General features: G+C 72.3%; 18 protein-coding genes and 1 pseudogene. 11 read left to right on the forward strand and 8 right to left on the reverse strand.

What is annotated here, in order from left to right:
- Positions 1 to 3: 3 nt before the first annotated feature.
- From nuoL to AC5L30_RS04895, 4 genes are all read left to right on the forward strand, one after another.
- Positions 4 to 1929 (forward strand): NADH-quinone oxidoreductase subunit L, encoded by a 1926-nt coding sequence (gene nuoL / locus AC5L30_RS04880; RefSeq protein ID WP_494865655.1) that lies wholly within the window; start codon positions 4 to 6, stop codon positions 1927 to 1929.
- Between the two features lie 64 nt (positions 1930 to 1993).
- Complete coding sequence (locus AC5L30_RS04885; RefSeq protein WP_358086504.1) at positions 1994 to 3526, forward strand: NADH-quinone oxidoreductase subunit M; 1533 nt, start codon at positions 1994 to 1996, stop codon at positions 3524 to 3526.
- The gene (gene nuoN, locus AC5L30_RS04890; RefSeq protein ID WP_494865657.1) at positions 3523 to 5076 is read left to right on the forward strand and encodes an NADH-quinone oxidoreductase subunit NuoN; all 1554 of its coding nucleotides are present in this window, start codon (positions 3523 to 3525) and stop codon (positions 5074 to 5076) included. The genes AC5L30_RS04885 and nuoN overlap by 4 nt, the downstream gene beginning before the upstream one ends.
- A gap of 45 nt (positions 5077 to 5121) precedes the next feature.
- The gene (locus tag AC5L30_RS04895; RefSeq protein ID WP_494865659.1) at positions 5122 to 6207 is read left to right on the forward strand and encodes a polyprenyl synthetase family protein; all 1086 of its coding nucleotides are present in this window, start codon (positions 5122 to 5124) and stop codon (positions 6205 to 6207) included.
- On the opposite strand, the gene AC5L30_RS04900 is transcribed toward AC5L30_RS04895, so the two are convergent.
- Entirely contained in the window at positions 6183 to 7412 is a 1230-nt protein-coding gene (locus AC5L30_RS04900) for an MFS transporter (protein WP_494865660.1), read from the reverse strand. The genes AC5L30_RS04895 and AC5L30_RS04900 overlap by 25 nt on opposite strands.
- Positions 7413 to 7566: 154 nt before the next feature.
- Between AC5L30_RS04900 and AC5L30_RS04905 the strand changes: the two genes are divergently transcribed.
- Positions 7567 to 8349, forward strand: a complete 783-nt coding sequence (locus tag AC5L30_RS04905) for an IclR family transcriptional regulator (protein WP_494865662.1) — start codon at positions 7567 to 7569, stop codon at positions 8347 to 8349.
- A 110-nt stretch (positions 8350 to 8459) separates the two neighbouring features.
- Here AC5L30_RS04905 and AC5L30_RS04910 read toward each other — a convergent pair whose 3' ends face one another.
- Positions 8460 to 10586: a PhoX family protein gene (locus tag AC5L30_RS04910; RefSeq protein ID WP_494865663.1), complete on the reverse strand. Its 2127-nt coding sequence runs from the start codon at positions 10584 to 10586 to the stop codon at positions 8460 to 8462.
- A gap of 227 nt (positions 10587 to 10813) precedes the next feature.
- Here AC5L30_RS04910 and AC5L30_RS04915 point away from each other — a divergent pair, with 227 nt between their 5' ends.
- Both AC5L30_RS04915 and AC5L30_RS04920 read left to right on the forward strand, forming a co-directional pair.
- Positions 10814 to 11329 (forward strand): sigma-70 family RNA polymerase sigma factor, encoded by a 516-nt coding sequence (locus tag AC5L30_RS04915; protein ID WP_051708644.1) that lies wholly within the window; start codon positions 10814 to 10816, stop codon positions 11327 to 11329.
- Entirely contained in the window at positions 11326 to 12036 is a 711-nt protein-coding gene (locus AC5L30_RS04920; protein ID WP_494865665.1) for an anti-sigma factor family protein, read from the forward strand. The genes AC5L30_RS04915 and AC5L30_RS04920 overlap by 4 nt, the downstream gene beginning before the upstream one ends.
- Before the next feature lie 129 nt (positions 12037 to 12165).
- Here AC5L30_RS04920 and rarD read toward each other — a convergent pair.
- The 4 genes and pseudogenes from rarD to eccE all read right to left on the reverse strand — a co-directional run bounded on the left by rarD (position 12166) and on the right by eccE (position 16109).
- Positions 12166 to 13091: pseudogene (gene rarD / locus AC5L30_RS04925) on the reverse strand (EamA family transporter RarD).
- On the reverse strand, positions 13088 to 13585 hold the full coding sequence (locus tag AC5L30_RS04930; RefSeq protein ID WP_494865666.1) for a GNAT family N-acetyltransferase: 498 nt from the start codon (positions 13583 to 13585) through the stop codon (positions 13088 to 13090). The pseudogene rarD and the gene AC5L30_RS04930 overlap by 4 nt, the downstream one beginning before the upstream one ends.
- A 128-nt stretch (positions 13586 to 13713) precedes the next feature.
- Positions 13714 to 14100 (reverse strand): phage holin family protein, encoded by a 387-nt coding sequence (locus AC5L30_RS04935; RefSeq protein WP_494865668.1) that lies wholly within the window; start codon positions 14098 to 14100, stop codon positions 13714 to 13716.
- Between the two features lie 62 nt (positions 14101 to 14162).
- Complete coding sequence (eccE, locus tag AC5L30_RS04940; RefSeq protein WP_494865670.1) at positions 14163 to 16109, reverse strand: type VII secretion protein EccE; 1947 nt, start codon at positions 16107 to 16109, stop codon at positions 14163 to 14165.
- 290 nt (positions 16110 to 16399) lie between these two features.
- Here eccE and AC5L30_RS04945 point away from each other — a divergent pair, with 290 nt between their 5' ends.
- Positions 16400 to 16720: a WXG100 family type VII secretion target gene (locus AC5L30_RS04945; protein WP_030334170.1), complete on the forward strand. Its 321-nt coding sequence runs from the start codon at positions 16400 to 16402 to the stop codon at positions 16718 to 16720.
- 21 nt (positions 16721 to 16741) lie between these two features.
- Positions 16742 to 17035 (forward strand): WXG100 family type VII secretion target, encoded by a 294-nt coding sequence (locus AC5L30_RS04950; RefSeq protein WP_494865672.1) that lies wholly within the window; start codon positions 16742 to 16744, stop codon positions 17033 to 17035.
- 106 nt (positions 17036 to 17141) lie between these two features.
- Here the strand turns inward: AC5L30_RS04950 and mycP are convergent, their stop codons facing one another.
- Positions 17142 to 18365, reverse strand: coding sequence for a type VII secretion-associated serine protease mycosin (gene mycP, locus AC5L30_RS04955; RefSeq protein ID WP_494865673.1), 1224 nt, complete (start codon positions 18363 to 18365; stop codon positions 17142 to 17144).
- Between the two features lie 152 nt (positions 18366 to 18517).
- On the opposite strand from mycP, the gene AC5L30_RS04960 reads away from it, so the two are divergent.
- Together AC5L30_RS04960 and AC5L30_RS04965 are read left to right on the forward strand one after the other, a co-directional pair.
- Complete coding sequence (locus AC5L30_RS04960; protein ID WP_494865674.1) at positions 18518 to 21382, forward strand: SseB family protein; 2865 nt, start codon at positions 18518 to 18520, stop codon at positions 21380 to 21382.
- Complete coding sequence (locus AC5L30_RS04965; RefSeq protein ID WP_494865675.1) at positions 21379 to 21744, forward strand: UCP033725 family protein; 366 nt, start codon at positions 21379 to 21381, stop codon at positions 21742 to 21744. Before AC5L30_RS04960 ends, AC5L30_RS04965 begins: the two co-directional genes overlap by 4 nt.
- Before the next feature lie 4 nt (positions 21745 to 21748).
- Here the strand turns inward: AC5L30_RS04965 and AC5L30_RS04970 are convergent, their stop codons facing one another.
- Positions 21749 to 22681 (reverse strand): alpha/beta fold hydrolase, encoded by a 933-nt coding sequence (locus AC5L30_RS04970; RefSeq protein WP_494865676.1) that lies wholly within the window; start codon positions 22679 to 22681, stop codon positions 21749 to 21751.
- Between the last annotated feature and the right edge of the window lie 143 nt (positions 22682 to 22824).

Genomic DNA, 22824 nt, shown 5'->3' on the forward strand with positions numbered 1-22824 from the left:
CCGGTGGAAGAGACTGTGGAATACGCCCAGGCCACGGGGCTGCTCGGGGGCGTCTGGCTGCTGGTGGCGATCCCGCTGGTCAGCGCGGCCATCCTGCTGCTGCTCGGCCGCCGGGCCGACCGCTGGGGGCACTGGTTGGGCGTCGCCGCCATCGGCGTCGCGTTCGTGCTCGGCCTGAGCTTCTTCTTCCAGCTGCGTGGCCTGGAGAACAAGTCGGTCGAGCTGAGCCTCTGGGACTTCATCGCGGTCGGTGATCTGCGCGTCGACTTCGGCCTGCTCTTCGACCCGCTGGCCGCGGTCTTCGTACTGCTGATCACCGGGGTGGGTTTCCTGATCCACCTGTACGCGGTGGAGTACATGTCGCACGACGCGGGCCGTCGTCGGTTCTTCGCGTACTTCAACCTGTTCGTCGCGGCGATGCTGCTGCTGGTGCTGGGCAACAACTACGTGATGCTGTACTTCGGCTGGGAGGGCGTCGGTCTGGCGTCGTACCTGCTGATCTCCTTCTGGACCGAGCGGCCGAGCGCGGCCACCGCCGGCAAGAAGGCGTTCCTGATGAACCGGGTCGGCGACGCCGGCCTGGCCATCGGCATCTTCATCATGTTCGCCACCCTGGGCACCACCCAGTACGACGAGGTGTTCAACTCCGTCGGCGCGCTGACCGGCACCACCGTGCTGGTCCTGGGCCTGTTGCTGCTGCTCGGAGCGGCCGGTAAGTCCGGTCAGTTCCCGCTCCAGGCGTGGTTGCCGGACGCGATGGAGGGCCCGACCCCGGTGTCGGCGCTCATCCACGCCGCCACCATGGTCACCGCGGGCGTCTACCTGATCGCCCGGTCCAACCCGATCTTCTCGGCCAACTCGACGCTGCAACTCGTGGTGGTCAGTGTCGGCGCGCTCACCCTGCTGATCGGCTGCATCATCGGTGCCGCCAAGGACGACATCAAGCGGGTGCTCGCCTGGTCGACGGTGAGCCAGATCGGCTACATGTTCCTCGGTGTCGGCCTCGGCGGCGCGGCGTACGCGCTGGCCATCGTGCACCTGCTGGCGCACGGCTTCTTCAAGGCCAACATGTTCCTGGGCGCCGGCTCGGTCATGCACGGAATGAAGGACCAGGTCGACATCCGCCGCTTCGGTGGGCTGTCCAAGTACATGAAGATCACCTGGCTGACCTTCATGATGGGCTGGCTGGCCATCATCGGCATGTTCCCGTTCTCCGGCTTCTTCTCCAAGGAGCCGATCATCGTGGCCGCCTTCGAGCGGGAGGACTGGACCGCCTGGCTCTTCGGCGGGGCGGCGCTGCTCGGTGCCGGGCTGACCGCGTTCTACATGACGCGGCTGTTCGTGCTCACCTTCCACGGCCCGCAGCGGTGGACCGAGGACATCGAGCACCCGCACGAGTCGCCGAAGCTGATGACCATCCCGCTGATCCTCCTGGCGGTCGGGTCCGTCGGTGCCGGCTTCCTGCTCGCCACGTCCGTTCCGGACTGGCTGACGGAGACCGCCGGGTTGGGCGGCGAACATGGCGAGCACGAGGCGGTCCTCTCGCACGCCGTGATCACCACGCTGTCGCTGCTGGTCACCGTGCTCGGCGCCGGGCTCGCCTGGTTCCTGTTCCGGGCCGGCACGGCCACCGCGCCGCAGCCGGCCGGGGTGCTGGTCACCGCCGCCCGGCGCAACCTCTACACCGACGCGGTCAACGAGGCGGTCTTCGAGAAGCCGGGCATCTTCCTCACCCGGGCGCTGGTGTACCTCGACAACCGGGGCATCGACGGGCTCGTGAACGGGCTCGCCGCCGCGGTCGGCGGGGGCTCGGGTCGCCTCCGCCGGATGCAGACCGGCTTTGTCCGCTCGTACGCCACCTCGATCCTGGCCGGTGCGCTGCTGGTGATGGCGGCGTTCCTGGCGGTGCAGGCGGGGTGGTTGGCGTGATCAACCTCTTTCCGGCCGCCCCCGCCGGCGGACCACGCAGTGACGACGGAGGTAAGGCCGCATAATGTCCAACTTCCCGTTCCTCTCGGTGCTCACCGTGGCGCCGCTGGTGGGCGCCCTGGTGGTGGCCTTCCTGCCGCGCCACCGCCCGGAGCTGGCCAAGCAGGTGGCGTTCGCCTGGTCGCTGCTCGTGCTGGTGCTCTCGGTGGTGATGTGGGTCAGCTTCAACGCCGGCGGTGACCGGTTCCAGTTCCGTGAGTCGTACTCGTGGATCCCCAACTGGGGTGTCAGCTTCACCTTCGCGGCCGACGGCATCGCGCTGGTGATGCTGATGCTGATCGCGGTGCTGGTGCCGCTGGTGATCCTGGCGTCCTGGCACGACGCCGAGTCGTCGAAGCGGTCGGTGCCCGTCTACTTCGCGCTGCTGCTGGTCCTCGAATGCACGATGATCGGCGTCTTCGCGGCCGCCGACGTCTTCCTGTTCTACGTGTTCTTCGAGGTCATGCTGGTGCCGATGTACTTCCTCATCGGCAGCTACGGCGGCCACCAGCGGCAGTACGCGGCGGTGAAGTTCTTCCTCTACTCGCTCGTCGGCGGTCTGTTCATGCTGGCCGCGGTGATCGGCCTGTGGGTGGTCGGCGGGAAGACCTTCGACTGGCAGGCGCTCTCGCAGGTCGACATCAGCACCGGCACCGAGAGGTGGCTGTTCCTCGGCTTCTTCCTCGCGTTCGCCATCAAGGCGCCGTTCTTCCCGTTCCACACCTGGCTGCCCGATGCCGGTGGCGCCGCCCCGGCGGGAGCGGCGGCGCTGCTCGTCGGCGTGCTGGACAAGGTCGGCACCTTCGGCATCCTGCGCTACTGCCTGCCGCTCTTCCCCGAGGCGTCGAAGTGGTTTGCGCCGTGGGCGCTGGCCCTGGGCGTGATCGGCATCGTCTACGCCGCGCTGCTGGCGGTCGGCCAGAACGACCTCAAGCGGCTGGTGTCGTACACCTCGATCGCGCACTTCGGCTTCATCGGGGTGGGTATCTTCGCCTTCACCACCCAGGCCGGCACCGGCGCGGTGCTCTACATGCTCAACCACGGGCTGGCCACCGGTCTGCTCTTCCTGGTGGTCGGCATGCTGATCTCCCGACGTGGTTCGGCGCTGATCAGCGACTTCGGGGGCGCCGGCAAGCTGGTCCCGGTGCTCGCCGGGGTGCTCTTCTTCGCCGGTCTCGCCTCGCTGGCGCTGCCCGGTACGGCACCGTTCATCTCCGAGTTCCTGGTGCTGATCGGCACGTTCACGGTGAACAAGCCGGTCGCGGTCATCGCCACGTTGGGCATCATCCTGGCCGCCGCGTACGTGCTGTGGATGGTGCAGCGCACCACCCAGGGCACCCTCAACCCGGCGCTGACCGAGGTCGACGGCATGCGCCGGGACCTCAACCTGCGCGAGAAGGTCGTGGTCGCCCCCCTGATCGCGCTGATCGTGCTGCTCGGCTTCTTCCCGAAGCCGGTCACCGACGTGATCAACCCCGCCGTCCAGGCGACCATGGACGACATCGGTAGAACCGACCCGGCCCCGTCGGTGGGCACCGTCCAGGAGGCGGCAAAGTGACCGAGCTGAACCTGCCGTCGATCAACTACGCGGCGATCGCTCCAATCCTGATCATGCTGGGCGTCGCGCTGCTCGGCGTGCTGGTCGAGGCCCTGGTGCCTCGGCGCTGGCGGCACGTGGTGCAGTTGACCCTGGCGCTGCTCGCGGTGCTCGCGGCGTTGACCATGGTGGTCCTCAGCGCCGACGAGCGGATCATCACCGCCGGCCAGGCCCTCGCGATCGACGGGCCGACGCTCTTCCTCCAGGGCGCGATCCTGGTGCTGGCCGCTATGGCGCTGCTGCTGATCGGTGATCGTTCGGTCGAGCGGGGCGGGGCGTTCGTCGCCCAGGCCGCGGTAACCGCCGAGTCGGCCGACGACCGGCGGCAGGCCGAGGGGCGCAACGGTCTCACCGAGGTCTACCCGCTCACCACGTTCGCGATCGGCGGCATGCTGATCTTCGTGGCGGCGAACGACCTGCTGACCATGTTCATCGCGCTGGAGGTCTTCTCCCTTCCGCTCTACCTGCTCTGCGCGCTGGCCCGTCGCCGGCGGCTGCTGAGCCAGGAGGCGGCGATGAAGTACTTCCTGCTCGGCGCGTACGCCTCCGCGTTCTTCCTGTTCGGCGTGGCCCTGATCTACGGCTTCACCGCCGGCATCCCGGGCCGCCCGGCCGGCGTCGACTTCGCCACCATCCACGCGGCGGTGAGCGAGTCGCCGGCCAGCCCGGTGCTGCTCTTCGCCGGCATGGCGCTGCTCGCCATCGGTCTGCTCTTCAAGGCCGCGGCGGCCCCGTTCCACGTCTGGACCCCGGACGTCTACCAGGGCGCCCCGACCCCGGTCACCGGGTTCATGGCAGCCTGCACCAAGGTCGCCGCGTTCGGTGCCCTGCTGCGCGTCTTCCAGGTCGCGTTCGCCGACGCCAACTGGGACTTCACCCCGGTCCTCGGCGCGGTGGCGGTGCTGACCATGCTGGTGGGCGCAGTGCTCGCGGTCACCCAGACCGACATCAAGCGGCTGCTCGCGTACTCCTCGATCGCCAACGCCGGCTACCTGCTGGTCGGTGTGTTGGCACCGAGTCGCGACGGGCTCGCCGGCACGATGTTCTACCTGGTCGCATACGGCTTCTCGGTGCTGGCCGCGTTCGCCGTGGTGACGCTGGTGCGGGACGACGACGGCGAAGCCACCCACCTGTCCCGCTGGGCCGGGCTGGGCCGGCGGTCGCCGTTCTTCGCCGCGCTGTTCACGTTCATCCTGCTCGCCTTCGCCGGTATCCCGCTGACCAGCGGATTCACCAGCAAGTTCGCCGTCTTCGGGCCGGCCCTGGAAGGTGGCCAGGCGTGGCTGGTGATCGCCGGCGTGCTGACCAGCATGGTGCTCGCGTTCCCGTACCTGCGGGTCGTGGTGATGATGTGGCTCTCCGAGCCGGGCGAGTCCACCCCGACCGTCACCGTGCCCGGTGGGCTCACCTCCGCCGCGCTGATGATCGGTGTGCTGGCGACCCTGGTGTTGGGCGTCGCCCCGGCGCCGCTGCTCGATCTGGCCGCTGGAGCCGCCGAATTCGTGCGATAACCGAAGGATCGATCACCGGGCCGGAGCAGGTCGAACGGGTGTGGCATGGTTGATAGCGTGGTGAATCCGGCGGGCGAGCGTTCAGGTGCCTCCGGCTCCGGCGGTCGGCGGGGTCGGGCGAGCACGAGTCAGTTCGGTGCGCTTGGCCTCAACCTCGCTGATCCCCGTGTCGAGGCATCCGTGCTCGGTCTGCTGGACACGGTCGAGGTCGAGTTGCGGTCCAGCGTGTCCAGCGCCGATCCGTTCGTCACCGAGGCTGCCCGGCACCTCGTCGAGGCCGGCGGGAAGCGTTTCCGGCCGTTGCTGGTGGCGCTCGGCGCCCAGTTCGGTGACCCGACCGGTGCGCAGGTGGTCCCGGCCGCCGTGGTGATGGAGCTCACTCACCTCGCCACCCTCTACCACGACGATGTGATGGACGAGGCCGCCGTCCGTCGGGGCGCGCCGAGCGCGAACTCCCGGTGGACCAACTCGGTCGCCATCCTGGTCGGCGACTACCTCTTCGCCCGCGCGGCGGACATCGCCGCGGACCTGGGCCCCGAGGCGGTCCGGTTGCAGGCACGCACCTTCGCCCGGCTGGTGCACGGCCAGATCGCGGAGACCGTGGGTCCGCGCGCCGACGACGACCCGGTAACCCACTACCTGCACGTGATCGCCGAGAAGACCGGCTCGCTGATCGCCACGTCGGCCCGGTTCGGCGGCATGTTCGGTGGCGCCGCCCCGGAGCACGTGGAGGCCCTCGCCGGGTACGGCGAGACGATCGGCGTCGCCTTCCAGCTCTCCGACGACCTGCTGGACATCGCCTCCGAGTCGGTGCAGTCGGGCAAGACCCCCGGCACGGACCTGCGCGAGGGCGTCCCGACGCTGCCGGTGCTCTACGCCCGCGAGGCGGACGACTCCGACGCGTCGTCGGTGCGGCTGCGGGAGATCCTGGCGACCGGCCCGTTGACCGATGACGCGCTGCACGCCGAGGCGTTGGGGCTGCTCCGGGAGAGCCCGGCGCTCAAGCGGGCCCGGGAGACCGTGCGCAGCTACGCCGAGGAGGCCCGCGCGCAGCTCGCTCCGCTGCCGCTCGGCCCGTCCCGCAGCGCGCTCGAGTCGCTCTGTGACTACATCGCCGACCGCACCAGCTGATCCACGCCCCGGCCCGCCACGGCGGCGGCGCGGGTCAACAGCCGACTGCCGACCAACATGAGGGCCGCGGCGAGCAGCATCGCCACGGCCGCGACGGTCCACATCGTCGGGTAACCGAGGTGGGCGGCGAGTGGGCCCAGGCTGAGCGGGCCGAGACAGCCGCCCGCGTACACCCCGGTCTGGGTGATCGAGGTGGCGGCGGCCGGTGACTGTGGGTGCAGCCGGACCACCGCGAAGTTCATCAGGCCGGGCCAGGCCCAGCCCAGGCCGAAGCCGAGTACCACGCCGACCACCAACGGCACCGAGCCGGTCAATGCGAGCAGGCCCAGCCCGGCCGCGCCGACGAGCAGCATCGCGGCGATGAGGGCGACGTGGCCGGTCTCGCGGCGGTCGGCGAACCAGCCGGCGCCCACCCGAGCCACCACGCAGACCGCGCTGCCCAGGGTCAGGGTGAGGCCGGCGAGGCCCGGCGACAGGCCCCGGGCCGCGGCGGAGTCCACCAGGAAGGTGCCCAGCGCGTTGGCTGCGCCAGAGGCCAACGTCGCCGCCGCGCCGAGCACCACCAGCGCCGCCGTCGCCCGCCCGGCGCGGGTGGCGCCGGGCCGCCGGGTCAGGCCGGGCAACTGCCGGGGTACGGCGGCCAGCGTCGTCAGCGCGGCCACGGCGGCGGCCACGAACGCCCAGCGCCAGCCGGCGGTGAGCGCGATGGTGGGCACCGCCACTCCGGCCAGCAGGGTGGAGACCGGGATGGCGGCCTGCTTGACACCGAACGACAGCCCTTGCCGCCGGGCCGGCACGTGCTGGGCCAGCGCGGCGTTGCTGGCCAACTGGCCGAGCGCGTTCGCGGCGGCGCTGAGCGCCAGCAGGCCGACCAGCACCGGGTACGACCGGGCGAAGGCGGCCACGGCCAGCATCGACCCGGCGGCCAGCAGGATGCCGCAGCGGGCGACCAGGGCCGGACCGTACCGCTCGACCAGGCGCCCGGAGGGCACCGAGGCCAGCGCGCTGACTCCGAAGTAGACGGAGACGGCCAGGCCCAGGCCGGCCGGCGAGAAGCCGAGGTCGGCGCCCATCTGCACGGCGAGACCGCCGAGCAGGAAGACCGGGAGTACGCAGGCCACGGTGGTGACGACTGCGCCGGCGCTGGCCCGGACCGGGTGGGGTTGGGCGGCCGCCGTGTCGGGGGTGATGGAGGTGTCGGTCATCGTTCGGCAAACCTACGCGAGCCCGGCTCAGAGCACTCCTGGTGACTGCCGGGGCACAACGTGTGGATGGTGATCTGGCATCCTCGACCCGAACAGGCATTTCGCACCGGGCCTGTTTTTCATATGGTGTAAGTCCCCGGCGGCGGAGGTGGTTGTGCGCGACCCCTTGGCAGAACCTTCGGACCTGATTCGCAGCGTGTCCCGAGCGCTACGGGTGCTGGAGTCGGTCGGTCGCGCCCCGAAGGGCCTGACCGTCAAGCAGATCGCCCGGCGCTGCGAGCTGACCGTGGCCACCACCTACCACCTGGTCCGCACCCTCGCCTACGAGGGCTACGTGATCCGTCGCGAGGACGGCACGTACATCGTGGGGTTGGAGGTGGCCGACCGGTACCGGGAGCTGGTGACGGCGTTCCGGGGCCCGCCGGCGGTCGGTGAGACGCTGCGGCGGGCCGCCCTGGACACCGGCTACAGCCACTACCTCGGTCGGTTCGTCGGCGGCCAGGTGGCGCTCACCGCGGTCGCCGAGGGGCACCGCTCGCCCTACCTGGAGGACCTGGTCCCCGGCTTCGACGAGGGGGCGCACGCCACCGCGCTCGGCAAGTCGCTGCTCGCCACCCTCACGACCGACCAGCGCTACCGCTATCTGCGCGAGTACGGCATGCGCCCGTTCACCACTGCCACGCTGACCACCACGGAGAGTTTCGAGGCCGACCTGGCCGCCGGCGACCGGCGCGGAATGCAGCTGGAGATGGGACAGTTCCGGCAGGGGGTGGCCTGCGCCGCGGTGCTCGTCGCGCCGGACAAGGACATGGAACGCCGCACCGTGCTGGCCTGCGCGTTGCCGGCCAGCGAGATGATGACCTCCGCCCGGGTGGTACGCGCCAAGCTGCTCACCGTGGCCCGCAGCGTCGCCGACAGCATCGCCGCCGACAGCTGACCGCCGCGACGCCCAGAGGCCCTCTCCCGGGCTGGGAGAGGACCTCTGGGGGCGGTCCAGCGCCGGACCGCCGGAGCAACGTCAGCGGCCTCTCGGCCACGGGTGCGGCGTCAGCTGCCCACCGGGCCGCCGTCGATGCGCCAGGTGACCACCACACCCGGCTTGGCGTAGTCACCGTCCGGCCAGTTCGAGGCCGGGTTCTCCACCGAGGCCCCGGTGATCTCGCCCGGGTGCTGCACCGCGACGAAGACCGAGCGGTTGTCGCCGGTGATGAACGGGCCGCAGGTCTCCGCGCCGAGCGGCACGGTCAGGAACTGCTTGAGGTGACCCCGCTCCGGACCCTCCACAGCGGTGGCGAACAGGCCGTCGTTGCTGCCCAGCGCGTTGCCGTCGGTGGAGATCCAGAGGTTGCCGGTGGCGTCGAAGGCGACGTTGTCCGGGCAGGAGATCGGGGAGACCTTGGTCTTGTCGTACCCGGCGAAGAACGTCGACGGGTCGGTCGGGTCGCCGCAGACGATCGGCAGCGACCAGGCGAAGGTCTCCGAGGTGTTGTCGTTGCGGTCCTCGACCAGCTCCAGGATCTGCCCGTGCTTGTTGGCGTTGCGCGGGTTGGCCTCGTCCGCCTTCGGGTTGCTGCCGACGCCCCGGTTGGTGTTGTTGGTCAGCGCCACGTACACCTTGCCGGTGAGCAGGCTCGGCTCGACGTCCTCGGGGCGGTCCATCTTGGTCGCGCCGACCTTGTCACCGGCGAGCCGGGTGAAGGTGAGCACGTCCGCGGCGGTCATCCCGTCGACGAACGACCGGTTGCCGCTGACCAGCTTGGTCCAGCGACCCCGGCCGTTGAACGCCCCGTCGGTGGGGAGCTTGCCCGAGCCGTCGATCTCGGCGGCGCTGGTCTGGTCGAGCTTCGCCACGTAGAGCGTGCCGGACTCCAGCAGGGTCAGGTTGTGCTTGCGGGCAGCCCAGGAGTTGCCCTTCATGAACTTCTTGTCCGAGACGAACTTGTAGAGGTAGTCGAACCGCTCGTCGTCGCCCATGTACGCGACCACGTGGCCGTCCTTCGCGACGATCACGTTGGCACCCTCGTGCTTGAACCGACCCATCGCGGTGTGCTTGCGCGGGCGGCTCTCCGGGTCGAACGGGTCGATCTCGACGACCCAGCCGAACCGGTGTGCCTCGTTGGGGTGCTTCGCCAGGTCGAAGCGCTCGTCCGCCCGCTCCCACTTTCGGCTGCCGCTGGGGTAGCGGCTGGCGGTGCTGATGCCGTAGCGGTCCAGCTTCGGCTTCAGCTCGGCCGGGACGGCGTCGGCGCCCACGAAGTACTGGTTGAAGTTCTCCTCGCCGGAGAGCACCGTGCCCCACGGGGTCACACCACCGGCGCAGTTGTTCAGCGTGCCGACGACCGTGCGGCCCTTGGGGTCGGCGGCGGTCTTCAGCCAGGCCGAACCCGCGGCCGGGCCGGTCAGGTCGAACTTGGTGCCGAGGGCGGTGACCCGCCGGTTGTACGGTCGCGGACCCTTGTCGACCGGCTTCCACTGCCCCGTGCCGGCGACCCGCTCAAGCTCCACCACGGACATGCCGTGCGCGGCCATGGCGGTGCGCAGCTGCTCCACCGAGAGCCCGTCCAGGCCGGGGAAGCTCGGGAACATCAGGTCCTCGTTGGTGTACTCGTGGTTGACCACGAGCAGCGCCCGCTTGCCCTGCTTGTCCAACGGCAGCACGCCCACGAAGTCGTTGTTGTAACCGAACTGCTTGGACTGCGCGGCGGCGGTCTGGTGGTGCAGGTTGAACTCCGGCGCGCCCGGCAGCACCGGGTCACCCCACTTGATCACCACGGCGTGGTCGTAGCCGTTCGGCACGACCAGGGTGTCCAGCTTGTTTGGTGGGATCGGCTTGAAGGTCAGCGCGCCGCTGCCGACTCCGGTGCTGGGACGGCCGAAACCGAAGGCCGCCGGGACGTCCGGGGTGGTCGGGGCCGCCATGGCCGGGGCGGCACCGGCGAGCGCACCGGCTGCCGCGCCGCCGAAACCGAGCACCAGCGCGCCGACCGCGCCGGCCCGCACCACGCCACGCCGCGACATCTCGGCGTTCACCACGTCACCGAAGTACGCGTTGTCGGAGGTGTTCGGGACCGGGTGGTCACAGGCGTTTCCGCACCGGTACAGACAGGTCATGGCGTCACGGGTGCCATGGCGGGTGCCGGTCAACAGGGGGAGCAGCCGGGGACGGTCGCTCATGGGGGAGGCCTCCAGAGAAGTCGGTGGCACGACAGGCGGCGTACCAGCCGGACGCTAGGAGGACGTGGTGAGCGCTCGTCGGCCACGATGTGAACCCGGCATGAACACCTTCGCGGGCGGCAACCAGCACGCAACCGGTCTGACCTCGGGCTGAACCGATCGGCGTCACCGCACGTATTCCCGAGCGGACGCACCGCCGGACGCGCGCCGGAAGCGAGGAGACCGCCATCAGCGACCACGACGCCCAACTGCTGCGCGCGCTGCACGACGAGCACGCGGAGGCGCTGTACGCCCACGCCCTGCGACTGGTCAACGGGGACCGGCAGCGGGCCGAGGACCTGGTCCAGGAGACGCTGCTGCGGGCCTGGCGACATCCGGAGTCACTCGACCCGAGGCGCGGATCGGTGCGGTCCTGGCTGTTCACCACCGCCCGCAACCTGGCCATCGACGCCTGGCGGCGGCGATCCACCCGGGTCGGCGAGGTGTTCACCGACGATCTGCCCGAACCGCCCGAGGTGATCGACGAGGCGGAACGGGCGGTGGAGGCGTGGACCGTCGCCGAGGCGCTGAACCGGCTCAGTCCGACCCACCGGGAAGTGCTGGTCGAGTGCTTCTACCAGGGGCGGTCGGTGGCCGAGGCGGCGTCCCGCCTGGGGGTACCGCCAGGGACCGTGAAATCCCGCACCCACTACGCGTTGCGGTCTCTACGGTTGGTCCTGGCCGAGATGGGGGTGACGGGATGACCCGGTGCGAGTTCGCGTACGACGACGGCGCGTACGTGCTGGGTGCCCTGGCCCCCGCCGAGCGGGCAGCCTACGAGCGGCACCTCGGCGGTTGCGCCTCGTGTCGGGAGGCGGTCGCCGAGATCGCCGTCCTGCCCGGGTTGCTCGGGCGCCTCGACCCGGCGGGGTTGGAGCAGATCCTGCCGCCGCCGGCCCCGCCCCGGGTGCCCGCGCTGCTCGACGAGGCCCGCCAGCGCCGCCGCCGAGAACGTTCCGCGGACCGGCGACGGTACGCACTGACCACACTGGCCGCCGCCGGGCTGGCGCTGCTGGTCGGCGTGGGCACCGCTGTGGTGTTGCCTCGCCACCCTTCTGGGCCCCCGGGCGCGCAGGGCACCCCGGCCCCGAAGGTGTCGATGGTCGCCATGCGACCGGTGGCCGCCGCCGGGCCGGTGCACGCCGACCTTGGGCTCACCGGCACCAAGTGGGGCACCGAGGTGACCATGCGCTGTGGGTACGACGCGCGGACGAGCTACGGCAAGGCGTACCCGTTCCGGCTGGTGGCGCGCGGCCCGAACGGCGCCACCGAGCAGATCGGCTCCTGGCTGGCGGCCCCGGGCGACGACCTCAGCTTCACCGGCGCCACCAGGTTCACCGACGCCGAGCTGGTCAGCGTGGAGCTGCAGAAAGCCGACGGCACCCCCCTGCTCACCTACGCCGTCCCCTAACCCACCCGCCCGCTCCACCCCGCCCACCCCGGCGCTCCGCGATCTTGCACTTCCTGCTCTCCCATAAGGGGGCATCGAGGGCATATCGGCGACCGAAACTGCAAGATCGCGGGGTCAGGGGGTAGGGGGTCAGGGGGTGGGGAGGGGGGTTGGGACGGGGGTGGGTTGGCGGGACTGGCGGGTGCGGCGGGAGGTGTGGACGGCGTCGGCGGTGAAGACGATCAGGGCCAGCCAGACCAGCGCGAAGCCGGCCAGGCGAGCCGGCGGCATCGGCTCGTGGAAGATCAGCACCCCGCAGCCGAGCTGGAGGATCGGCGCCAGGTACTGGATCATGCCGAGGCTGCTCAGCGGCAGTCGGTTGGCCGCCCCGGCGAACAGCAACAGCGGAATCGCCGTGGCCGCGCCGGCCAGCACCAGCAGCCCGGTGTGCCCGGCCGAGACGTGCCCGAAGGTCAGGTCGGTCTTCGCCGTCAGCCAGGCGAGGTAGCCCAGCGCCGGCAACGCCAGCACCGCCGACTCGACGAAGAGCCCTCCGCCGCCGGCAGCCCGAGCCGCTTCTTGACCAGGCCGTAGCCGGCGAAGCTGAACGCCAGGGTCAACGCCAACCAGGGCAGCCGGCCGTAGTCCACGGTGAGCACCGCGACCGCCGACGCGCCGATCCCCAGCGCCACCCACTGCGCCGGGCGCAGCCGCTCCCGCAGCACCGTCACCCCGAGCAGCACCACGACCAGCGGGTTGATGAAGTAGCCGAGCGCGGTCTCCACCACCCGGTCGGAGTTGACCCCGTAGATGTAGGTGCCCCAGTTGACCGCGATCAGCGCGGCGGCGGCGACGATCCCCGCCACCGCCCAGGGGCGGCGCAGCAGCGCCCGCAGGAAGCCGACATTGCGCAGCGCCGCCAGCAGCAGAGCCACGAAGACCACCGACCAGACGATCCGGTGGGCCAGGATCTCCAGCGGGCCGGCGGGTCGTAGCAGCTTCAGGTAGAGCGGAAAGAAACCCCAGAGCAGGTACGCGCCGAGGCCGTAGAGGTATCCCAGGCGGAGTGGCGTCACGCCTCCACCGTAAGGGGCGTAGTGCTGCTTTGTTCCTTTCCGGTGATCGGGGTCACCGGGGGCCGCTGATCCAACTGCATCCACCGTTGCGGCACGTCCAACGGGGTGAAGCCCACCCGCGCGTACACCTGGTGGGCGTCGTTGGTGCAGAGCAGGATCCGGCGTACGCCCAGCTCGGCCAGGTGGTCGCGGACCGCGCCGGCCAGCCGCCCGCCCAGCCCGCGGCCCCGGGCGGCGCGGTCGACGTACACGTCACAGAGCCAGGCGAAGGTGGTGCGGTCCGTGACGACCCGGGCCACCGCCACCTGGCGGCCGTCCTCCGGTCGGTAGATGCCGAACGGCAGTGAGCCGGCGAACGCCCGCTCGGTGGTCTCCCGGTCTCGTCCGAGCGCCCAGTACGCGTCGGTGGACAACCAGTGGTGCACCAGGTCCAAATCGATTCGCGCCGGATCGGTGCTGAGCAGGTGGCCGTCGGGGTAGGTCAACGAGAACATGCCGCGACGCTAACCGTCGAGGTGGGCACTCAGGCCGGCCAATTCCCGAACTCTGGTCGTCGGCCGGCCGGGGCCCCGGCCGAGGTCGGAGCCCCGGGCGGGCCGGGTCGGTGCTGATTGGTCGGCGGTCAGTCCCGGTCGAGGACGGCGCCGAGGATCCAGGTCACGATGCTCACGAAGAGGGCGCCGAGCACGGCTGCCGGCCAGAAACCGTCCACCGCGAACGGCAACCCGGCCTGGTCGGCGATCCAACTGGTGAGCAGGAACAGCAGCCCGTTCACCACCAGGGCGATGAGACCCAGGGTCAGCAGGTAGAAGCCACAGCCGACGGTCTTGATGATCGGCTGGAGAACCGCGTTGACCACGCCGAAGATCACCGCCACCAGGAGCAGCGTGGTCACCGTCTCGGTGGCCGAGTTCGAATCCAGGGAGATGCCCGGGATGAGGAGCGTGGCCAGCCAGAAAGCCAGAGCTGTGCTGGCCAGCCGAATCAGCAGACCTTTCAGAAAACCCATGGCGGGGATCGTGCCACGGACCACGCACCGGCGTAACCCGGCAGTTGACCATCCGGGTGGGCTCAGCCGCGCGCCGGTGGCCCGATCAGTTGCGCCTCGATCGGGGTGGGGGAGAGCAGCGCCCAGCGCAGCGCCCGACGGTTGACCACGGCCACCATGTCCTCCCGGATCCGGGTCAGCCACTCGGCCGAGCCGCCCAACCCCAGCGCGGCCCCGGCCAGGGTGGCCTCGGCGGAGGTCAGCGGCTGGAGCAACGCCAGGTCGGCCCGGCTCAACGCGTCCACATCGGCCGGGGTCAGCTCGTCGCGTACCACCAGGGTGGCCCGCCACGGTGGGCCCGGCGCGGCGTCGGCCGCCACCGGACCGGCGTCGACGATCAGCAGCAACGGACGCAGCGCGGTGCCCACCCCGTCGGCGACCGCCCGACCGGGCGGAAGCAACGGGATCGTGCCGCCCGGCGCGCCGACCCCGCGGACGAACGGCTCCCAGGCGCGCGGGCGGGCGGTCTGCACCACCACCAGGGCACCGAGTGCCAGTGCGCGCAGGGCCACCAGTTGGGCTGCGCGCACCCCGCCGACCAGCAGCACGCGGGTGCTCTCCGGCCGGAACAGTCGCACGGTGACGGCTCGGCCGTGCCGGTTGGTGCCGACCATCATTCCCGCGTCGCCCAGGGACAGCTCCCAGTCGTCCACCGCCGGGCCGGGCAGCGCCCCGGGCGCCGGTGGGCGGGGCTGCGCCCCGGGCGCCGTCAGCGCCAACGGCAGCGTGGCGGCCAGCCCGCCCAGGTGGGCACCGTCGAGCCGTCGCAGCTTCCCGCCCAGGTCGGTCACCAGGCGGATCAGCGCCTCGGCGGCGGCCGCCAACTCGGTCGCCGTCCCGGCAGCCAGGCGTACGGTCAGCTCGGTCGGCACCCTGGTGGCCGCCGGTGGACCCGACGACGTCGCCATCGTCGGTGACGGACCCGAGCAGATCGACACCGTCGTGGCCGTCGCCGGCAGCGCGAGCAGGCGGGGCACCAGCCGGCGTCCAGCCACACCGCCCGCCTCGGGCCACTGGGCCAGCCGGAAGGTGGCCTGGAGCAGGCTGCCGGACCGGATCACCGGCCAGGACTCCCGGACCGGTTCGCCGTCGTAATGGGCCAACTCGCCAAGGACGCGCAGCGCCGCGGGCACCCCGAGTGGTCGCGCGGCCAGCGGCCCGAGCCGGCGGACGATCCGGCGGACCGTGCCGGCGAGTACCCGGCGCAGGTCCTCCTCGGACCAACCGTTTCCCCGCAGCACCCGGACCGCCACCACCGCCCGCTCGCGCCCGGCGAGCCGCCCGTCGGTGAGCTGCCGGTACGACGTGCCGACCGTGCCACCGGCGCTCGGCACCGGCGCCGGCGCGCCGGCCAGCAGCAACTGGACCAGCAGCGGGGGCAGGTCCGGCCCGGCCGGGGGGAGTAACGCGGCCGGGGCGGGGATCGCCTGGGACGCGTCGCCGAGCAGGTCACCGGGGTCGCCGAGCTCCAGGAGCGCGACCATGCCCGTGGTGTCCTCCAGGACGGCCGCCGGCCCGCCGGTCAGCTCGGTCGAGCGGACGACGGTGCCCGGGGCGACGAGGTCGAGCAGCTCGGCCGCCCCGGCCGGCCCGGTCAGCGACCGCCGGCGAGCGAGGTGCCCGATGGCGGTGCCCAGCCAGTCGAAGAGCCAGCGTCCCCGAACTGGCACCCAGGCGGCCGCCACCAGCAGCACGGCCACCAGTACGGCCACCGCGACGACCGGCGCGGGTCGGCCGAGGGCGACGAGGACGAGCGCCGCCGCGACCTGTGCGGTGACCAGTTGGCCGGCTCGCGCTCCGGCGCCCACTCGACGGCCGAGTGCGACCCAGCGGTCCGCCGACGACCGACGACGGGAGGTGAGCTGATCGGCCGACCCCGGGACGTGGTCGATGGGTCGGCCCGCCCGCGCGGAGGCACCTACCTCGGGCCCGGCCGGGCTCGGTGGCCCTCCGGTGGTGATCGCCGGCACCGTGCCTCCTCGACCAGTGGGGACCGGGTCGGGCGGCCGGCCGCCCTCCGGCGGCCCGTCACGCGCCGCGACGTGGCTGCGGCACATCGTAAGCGACCGATGGCCGCCTCGGTTGTCCACAGGGGAAGCCGGTGGGGTAGCAGAACGGCTACGAGGTCGCTACCGTCAGCCACGAAGTCCTTCGCTGACCCGTGTCTCAGTGCTCGACGACCGGGCCAAGCGACGACGCGTCGCCGCACGGTGGGCGCGTCGACGGCCAGGTGCGATCCGAGAGACGAGGTGACGTCCGGGTGTCCCAAACCAAGGCAGAAGCAGCGGTGATGCAGCAGACCGCCGCGAAGTTCGAGCAGGTGGACCAGTCGTTGCAGTCCATGCTGACCGGCCTGCTGGCCGAGCTGGAGGTGTTGCAGCAGGCCTGGCGTGGCGCTGGTGGCCGGTCGTTCGAGCAGGTCAAGCAGCAGTGGTCACAGGACCAGGCGGCGCTGCACCGGGCGCTGCGGGAGACCGCCGGTGCGATCCGCACCGCCGGTCGGCAGTACGACGTGTCCGACGACGAGGTGGCCAGCCGGGTGGCCGGCACCAACCGCGGCGGCATCCAGCTGCCGCTCTGATCCCGTTGGGGAGGGAATCCGATGGACCATGGTGTGCTGGTCGTCAACTTCGCCGCGCTACAGCAGGCCGGCGCTGACATTCAGAAGGCGTTGAACACCCTCGACTCGCAACTCGGCCAACTCGAACGCGACGCCGCACCGCTGGTGGCGAGCTGGACGGGCGAGGCACGGCAGGCATACGAGCAGCGGCAGGCAAAGTGGCGCTCGGCCTCGCAGGACCTACAGGGGATGCTGCGTGACATCAGGCTGGCGGTGAACGACTCCGCCACCGACTACCTGGACACCGAGAAGAAGAACACCGGGCTGTTCCAGTGAACGATGTGGGCCGGGAGCGCTGACCGTGTCCGGGTCAGCGCCCCGCCCGCAGCCGGTCGGAGACCAGGGCCTGGCGCGGGCGGGTTCAGGCGGGGCGCGGGTGAGCTCAGGCCGGGCCGGCCGGGCGCCAGCGTCGGCGGGCGCCCCGGGGCAGCACCAGGGCCAGCAGCGCCACGGTGACCGCCGTCATGCCAGCCACCGCGCCGACCAGCAGGGCTCGGTCCCGCGCGGCGGCCCGGCGGGCCTCGCGGGCGAGCTGCGCCGGATCGGCCCGATCGTCGGCGAGCGCGGCGACCGGCCGCGCACCGCCCGCCCGGCCGCCGCTGGTCTCGGTGACCGCCCGATAGGGGTTCAACACCCCGGCGCCGTACCCACCACCGCGGCCCACGCCCGGAGCTGGGTCGGCGGTGGCGACGATCCGTTCGGCCACCTGGGCGGCGGTCAGCTCCGGTCGGTACTGCCGCAGCAACGCGGCGGTGGCGGCCACGAAGGGCGCCGCGTAACTGGTGCCTTCGACCCGATGGTGGCCCGCGCCCGGTGCGGCGGTCAGCACCTCACTGCCCGGCGCCACCAGGTCGACGTACGAGCCGGTCTGCGAGAAGGTCGCCCGCCCGCCATCCGCCCTGATCGCGCCCACACCGAGCACCCCGTCGTAGCCCGCGGGGAACGGTCGGGGGTTCCCGCTGTCGTGCAGGTTGCCGGCGGCGGCCACCAGCACCACGTCCCGGTCGACCGCGTACCGCACGGCCGAACGGACCTCCGGGTCGTCCGCGTACAGCACCACGGACAGGTTCACCACGTCGGCGTCATGGTCGACGGCCCACCGGATGGCCCGGGCGAACTCGTCGGCGCTGACCGTACGCCCCGACTCCCGCCCCTGCACCACCTGCTGCTCACTCACCCGCACCGGCAAAATTCGGGCACCCGGCGCCAGGCCGCGGAAGGCGACGTCGGGGCGGGGTGCCGCCGCGATGATGCTCGCCACACCGGTGCCGTGCCCGGCGCAGTCCCGACCACCGTCCCCGCCGGGGTCGAGCAGGTCGGCACCGGCCAGCACCCGCCCAACCAGCTGCGGGTGCACCCGGTCCACCCCGGAGTCGACCACCGCGACGGTCACCCCGACGCCGGTGGCCAGCGGCGCGAGCCGCGCCGGGTCGTACCGCTGCTGTGGCCAGGGCACGGCCGCGACCGGCCGGACGGGGGCGAGTGGGGTCGCGCAGGCCGGTGCCGCCCGGAGCCCGGCGGTGGCGGCGACGGTCGGCAGGGTCGGTACGGCCAACAGGCTGGCGGCCAGACCTGCGAGAATCAGGCGCGTGATCGATCGGGACATCGACACCCTCCGTATCGTGTCGGCTCCGAAACGGGATGTTATCGCCTCCTCCGCGCCCAGGCGGTCCGCCGCCGGCCAGCCATTGTGATCTTGGTACCACCTTGTAGGTTGTACGCGATACCTGTGGCCTGTTCTCGGAAGGGGAGGTGGCCGTGACCGAATGGGAGCCGGCCACGGAGGCCGAGGTGGCGATGCGCGACGCGCTGCGCGCCAACGACCAGGAGCTCTACTTCCGGCTCCTGTCCCGCACCGATGTGCTGCTACCGGTCTCCGCGCCGACGCAGCCCGGCCAGCCACCCGCCGGATGGGGCACCTGGACCACCGGCGGCCGGACCCACGTGCTGGCCTTCACCTCCGCCGCCGCACTGCGGGCCTGCCTCGGCGATCACGCCGGCAGCAACCGACGCATCCCCTTCGCCGATCTCGCGGCCAGCTGGCCCAACCACGAGTGGTGGCTCGCCGTCAATCCGGGCCTGCCGGTCGAGGGTTACCTGCCGGCCTGGTTCGTGTCGCAGCTGTCCCGAGGCGACGTGCGGCTGCCCGGCCGTGCCATGGGTGCCCGCGCTCGCCTGGAGCGGGCCGAGACGTTGTCCCGCACCCGGCCCGGCGCGCCACCTCGGGACGCCGCGCCAGCCGCTGGTTTGCCTCCGGCGACGGGGCCGGCCTCGTCCGGGCTGGAGAGTGCTCCGCTCGCACCACGAAGGCCCGCGCGGAGCGGGGCCCCTCGGATGGGTACCCCGCCGGTGCCGGGCCCGGCGCCCCGGCCGCCCGTTTCCGCTGAGCCGCCGCGCCGATCGGGCGAGGAGGGCCTGCCCGCCGCCGGTCAGCGGCACCCGACCGAGCCGCCCCGGCCCGCCTCGGGCACCGACGCCCTGCCCCGCACCGGCCGGCCGTCCCGGTTCACCCCGTTGGCGACCGCCGGCCCCACCACCGATCAGCCCGGGCCGAGCCAGGGCTGGCCGGCCGCCACCCGGCCGGGTGACGTCGACGGCCCCGCCTCGGGCAACGGCAACGGTGGCCCCCAGGCACCGCCGCCGCGGCGCTCCTTCTTCGACCCCAACCCGACCCGCGACCCGGCCCCGAGCGGGGGTCGTCCCGGTGACCGGGCGGCTCCGCCGACCCGGTTCGGACGAGGCAGCCAGCCTTTCCCTCGCCGCCGCCCAGCCGATGCGCCGGCTGACGAGACCGCGACGCGGGCCTTTCCGATGGCGGCGGGCCCGGCAGCCACCCAACCGCTGCGCCGGCCGGCGGACGGCCTCGGCGCGTCCCGTGGGCTGGGCGTACCGCCATCCGGCGAGGAGATCACCCAGCCGCTGCCCCCGCGCCGGCACAACCCGCTGGCCGAGGAGCCCACCCGCGCGTTCCGGATGACCGGTGAGCCTCCACCGGCCGGTGCACCGGGGCGGCCCGTTCCGTCGGCGGAGGAGACGCAGGCGATCCCCCAGGACCGGCCGAGCCGGTTCGGGCCGGCGGAGGAGCTGCCGGCGTCCGTCGCGGAACCGGTCTCCGGGCCGCCCGCGCCACGCCGCGGTTTCACGCCCATCGTCATCGAGGGGACCATCATCGAGTCCCGCGACCTCACCGACCCGGTCGAGACCAGCGCCCCGGTCGAGGCGGCCCGCCGGCCCAGCCCCGCCGAGGCCGCTCCGCCGCCGTTCGGCTCGGCGCCCTCCGGCCCGGGCCTGTTCGGTCCTACGTCCCCCGGTCCCAGCCCCGCCGAGGCCGCTCCGCCACCGTTTGGCTCGCAACCCTCCGGTCCGGGCCTGTTCGGCCCGTCGTCCTTCGGTGACCCCGGTCAGCCCGCCCCGAGCCCTTCCATCCCGCACCCCGTGATTCCGACGGAGGCCGGCGCTGCCGGCGGTGGCCTGGGCGATCCGCGTGTCGACGGCCGCGTCGACGCCCCGCTCAGTGACGACCGCGCCGCCGACCGTGCTGGTTCGTCGGTCGGCCCCGCCGGTACGGACCGGGCCGGCAGCGAGGGCAGCGGCGAGAGCATGATCGCGGCTGACCGGCCACGCCCGGCGGTCGACGAGCCGGCGACGGTCGAGTTCGAGCCGGCCAACACGGTCGAGGAGGACCTGCTCAGCGCCGCCGGCTCCGGCAGCACCGACACGTTCCTGTCCACCCTGCTGCTGGCCCGGGTGCTGCTGCCGGCGGCGCCGGAATCGGTGCCGGGAAGCCGCCCGGGGGATCCCGGCTTCGTCTGGCGTACCGGGCAGCTCGACGACGAGACGTACGTGGTGGTCTACACGTCGCCGGAGCGCCTCGCCGACCATGTCGAGGGGGACGTCGACACGGTCCGGGTGAAGTTCGCCCAACTGATCCGCCGCTGGCCCGACGAGGACTGGTCGTTCGCCGTCAACCCGGGCACCCCGGTCGGTGCCAAGCTGCCCGGCGAGCAAATCGTCGCGTTGGCCAACTGGGCCGCCGAGGTGGGGCTCGGCGACGACCTGGAAGTGGACCAGGTGGAAGCGCCGGCCGTGGCCGAGCCCACCGCCCGCCCCCGGTACGCCCCCGCGGCGGTCGACCCGACCCGGCCGACGGTCATGCAGAAGGCGATCGCGCCCAGCCAGCTCGCGTACTACCTGGATCGTGGGTACGACCGGGTGTCCGGGTTCGTGCACCGGGCCGGTGAGCTGTCCCACCTGACCACCCCGGCTCAGCTGCACGACGCGCTCGGCCTCAGCTACCCCGGCTCGCCGTTCGCCCCGGACGCCGAGGAGATCTACGTGCTGCGCTGGCCGGCGCACCGGCCGAGCCTCTACCGCATTCCGTACGGCGGTCAGAACGAGCCGGCGATGCGGGCCATGGAGGGCTGGGTCATCGAACGCCCACCGTTCCGGGGCAACGGCTTCGCTCCGGGCGAGAGCAGCGACGTGGTGGCGGAGTTCAAAGTGGACAGCGCCCGCCTGCCGCACGGCGCCCAGCTCTGGCGGATCGGCGCGGACGGCACCGAGAAGGTGGTCGCGGAGCTGGACACCGACTCGGTCACCTGGCGACGGCTCGGGGAGGCGTGATGCGCGACGGTTACGTGGCCCGTTGGCAGGGCCGGGAATACCAGGCCAGCCCGGACGGCGACCACATCCGCCTCTACCAGCCCGAGCCCGGTGAGGGCTTCGAGGAGGTCCGCGCGGGCCGCTACGTCCGGGTGCTGCCGGCCAGTGAGATCGAGGATCTGGCGTACGTGCGGACCACCTGCACCTGGCAGGGGCAGCCGTTCATCGTGCTCGGCGAGCACGACGCCTGGCTGCGGGTGGAGTACACCGGTGGTCGCTGGCCGGTGGCCGAGGCGATGCGGCTGGAGGTCTTCGACTTCGGCGTCTACCAGGGTTGGGCGCCGGCCGCCGAGGTCACCGACCTGCGGGAGCAGCGGGTCTGACCGGTCAGGTCTTCGCCCACCGGAGGATTTCGCCGAGCACCAGATCCGGTGCCTCCAGGTGCGGGAAGTGCCCCACCCCGTCGAGCAGTCGCCACTCGTACGGGGCGACGACGTACCGGCCGGAGCCCAGCGCGGTCCGCGGCAGGGAAGCGGCGTCCAGCGCGCCGTGCAGTTGCAGGGTCGGGGTGGACAGCGGCTTCTGCATCAGGCGGACGAACCGGTAGCCGTGCAGCCGCAGCAGTGAGCGGAACGCCCACCGGTAACCCTCCAGCGCGCAGAACGCGGCCTGCGGGATGCGCATCGCCTCCCGGCACCGCTCGGCGTACGCCTCGAAGTCCGGCCCGGCCACCCACTGTGGGCCGCCCCAGCGGCGCATGATCTCGCCGACGGCCGCCGCGCTGTCGCGGGTCAGCACGTGCTCGTAGCGGGGTAGCTGGAACTTCAACGCCGGCGTGGAGGCGGTGAACTGCCCGCGCGGGTCGGCGAAGATGGCGGCGCGCAGTCGCAGCGGGTGTGGTGCCCCCAGCACCACGAGCCGGCGGACCAGGGACGGGTGGAACGAGGCCACCGTCCAGGCCACCATGCCACCGAGGCCACTGCCGACGATCGTCGCGGATCGTTCACCGAGCGCGCGGATCAGTCCGGCGATGTCGGCGGCGAGGGTGTAGCCGTCGTACCCCCGGGGTGGTTTGTCGCTGGCGCCGTAGCCGCGCAGGTCGACGGCGACCGCCCGGAAGCCGGCGTCGGCGACCGCCGGCAGCATCTGGTGCCAGGCCCACCAGTGCTCCGGGAAGCCGTGCAGGAAGAGCACCATCGGCCCGGTGCCGGCCTCGACCACGTGGAACCGGCTGCCGTTGGCGCCGACGAAACGGTGCGTCCACGGCCCCTCGGTGAGGACACAGGACTCGTCGACGGCCCCGCCGCGCTGGTCGGTCATGGCAGACAGCCTAGGACCCGGTTGCCGCAGGCGACCCTGGTGGTCGCGTTGAACAGGGGAAAGCCCCGGGTTGCCCCGGACCGGGACCAGGGGCAACCGGGTACCACAAAGGGCGACGCCCGGGCAGATGAACTGCCCGGGCG

Source organism: Micromonospora sp. BQ32, from assembly GCF_059358895.1.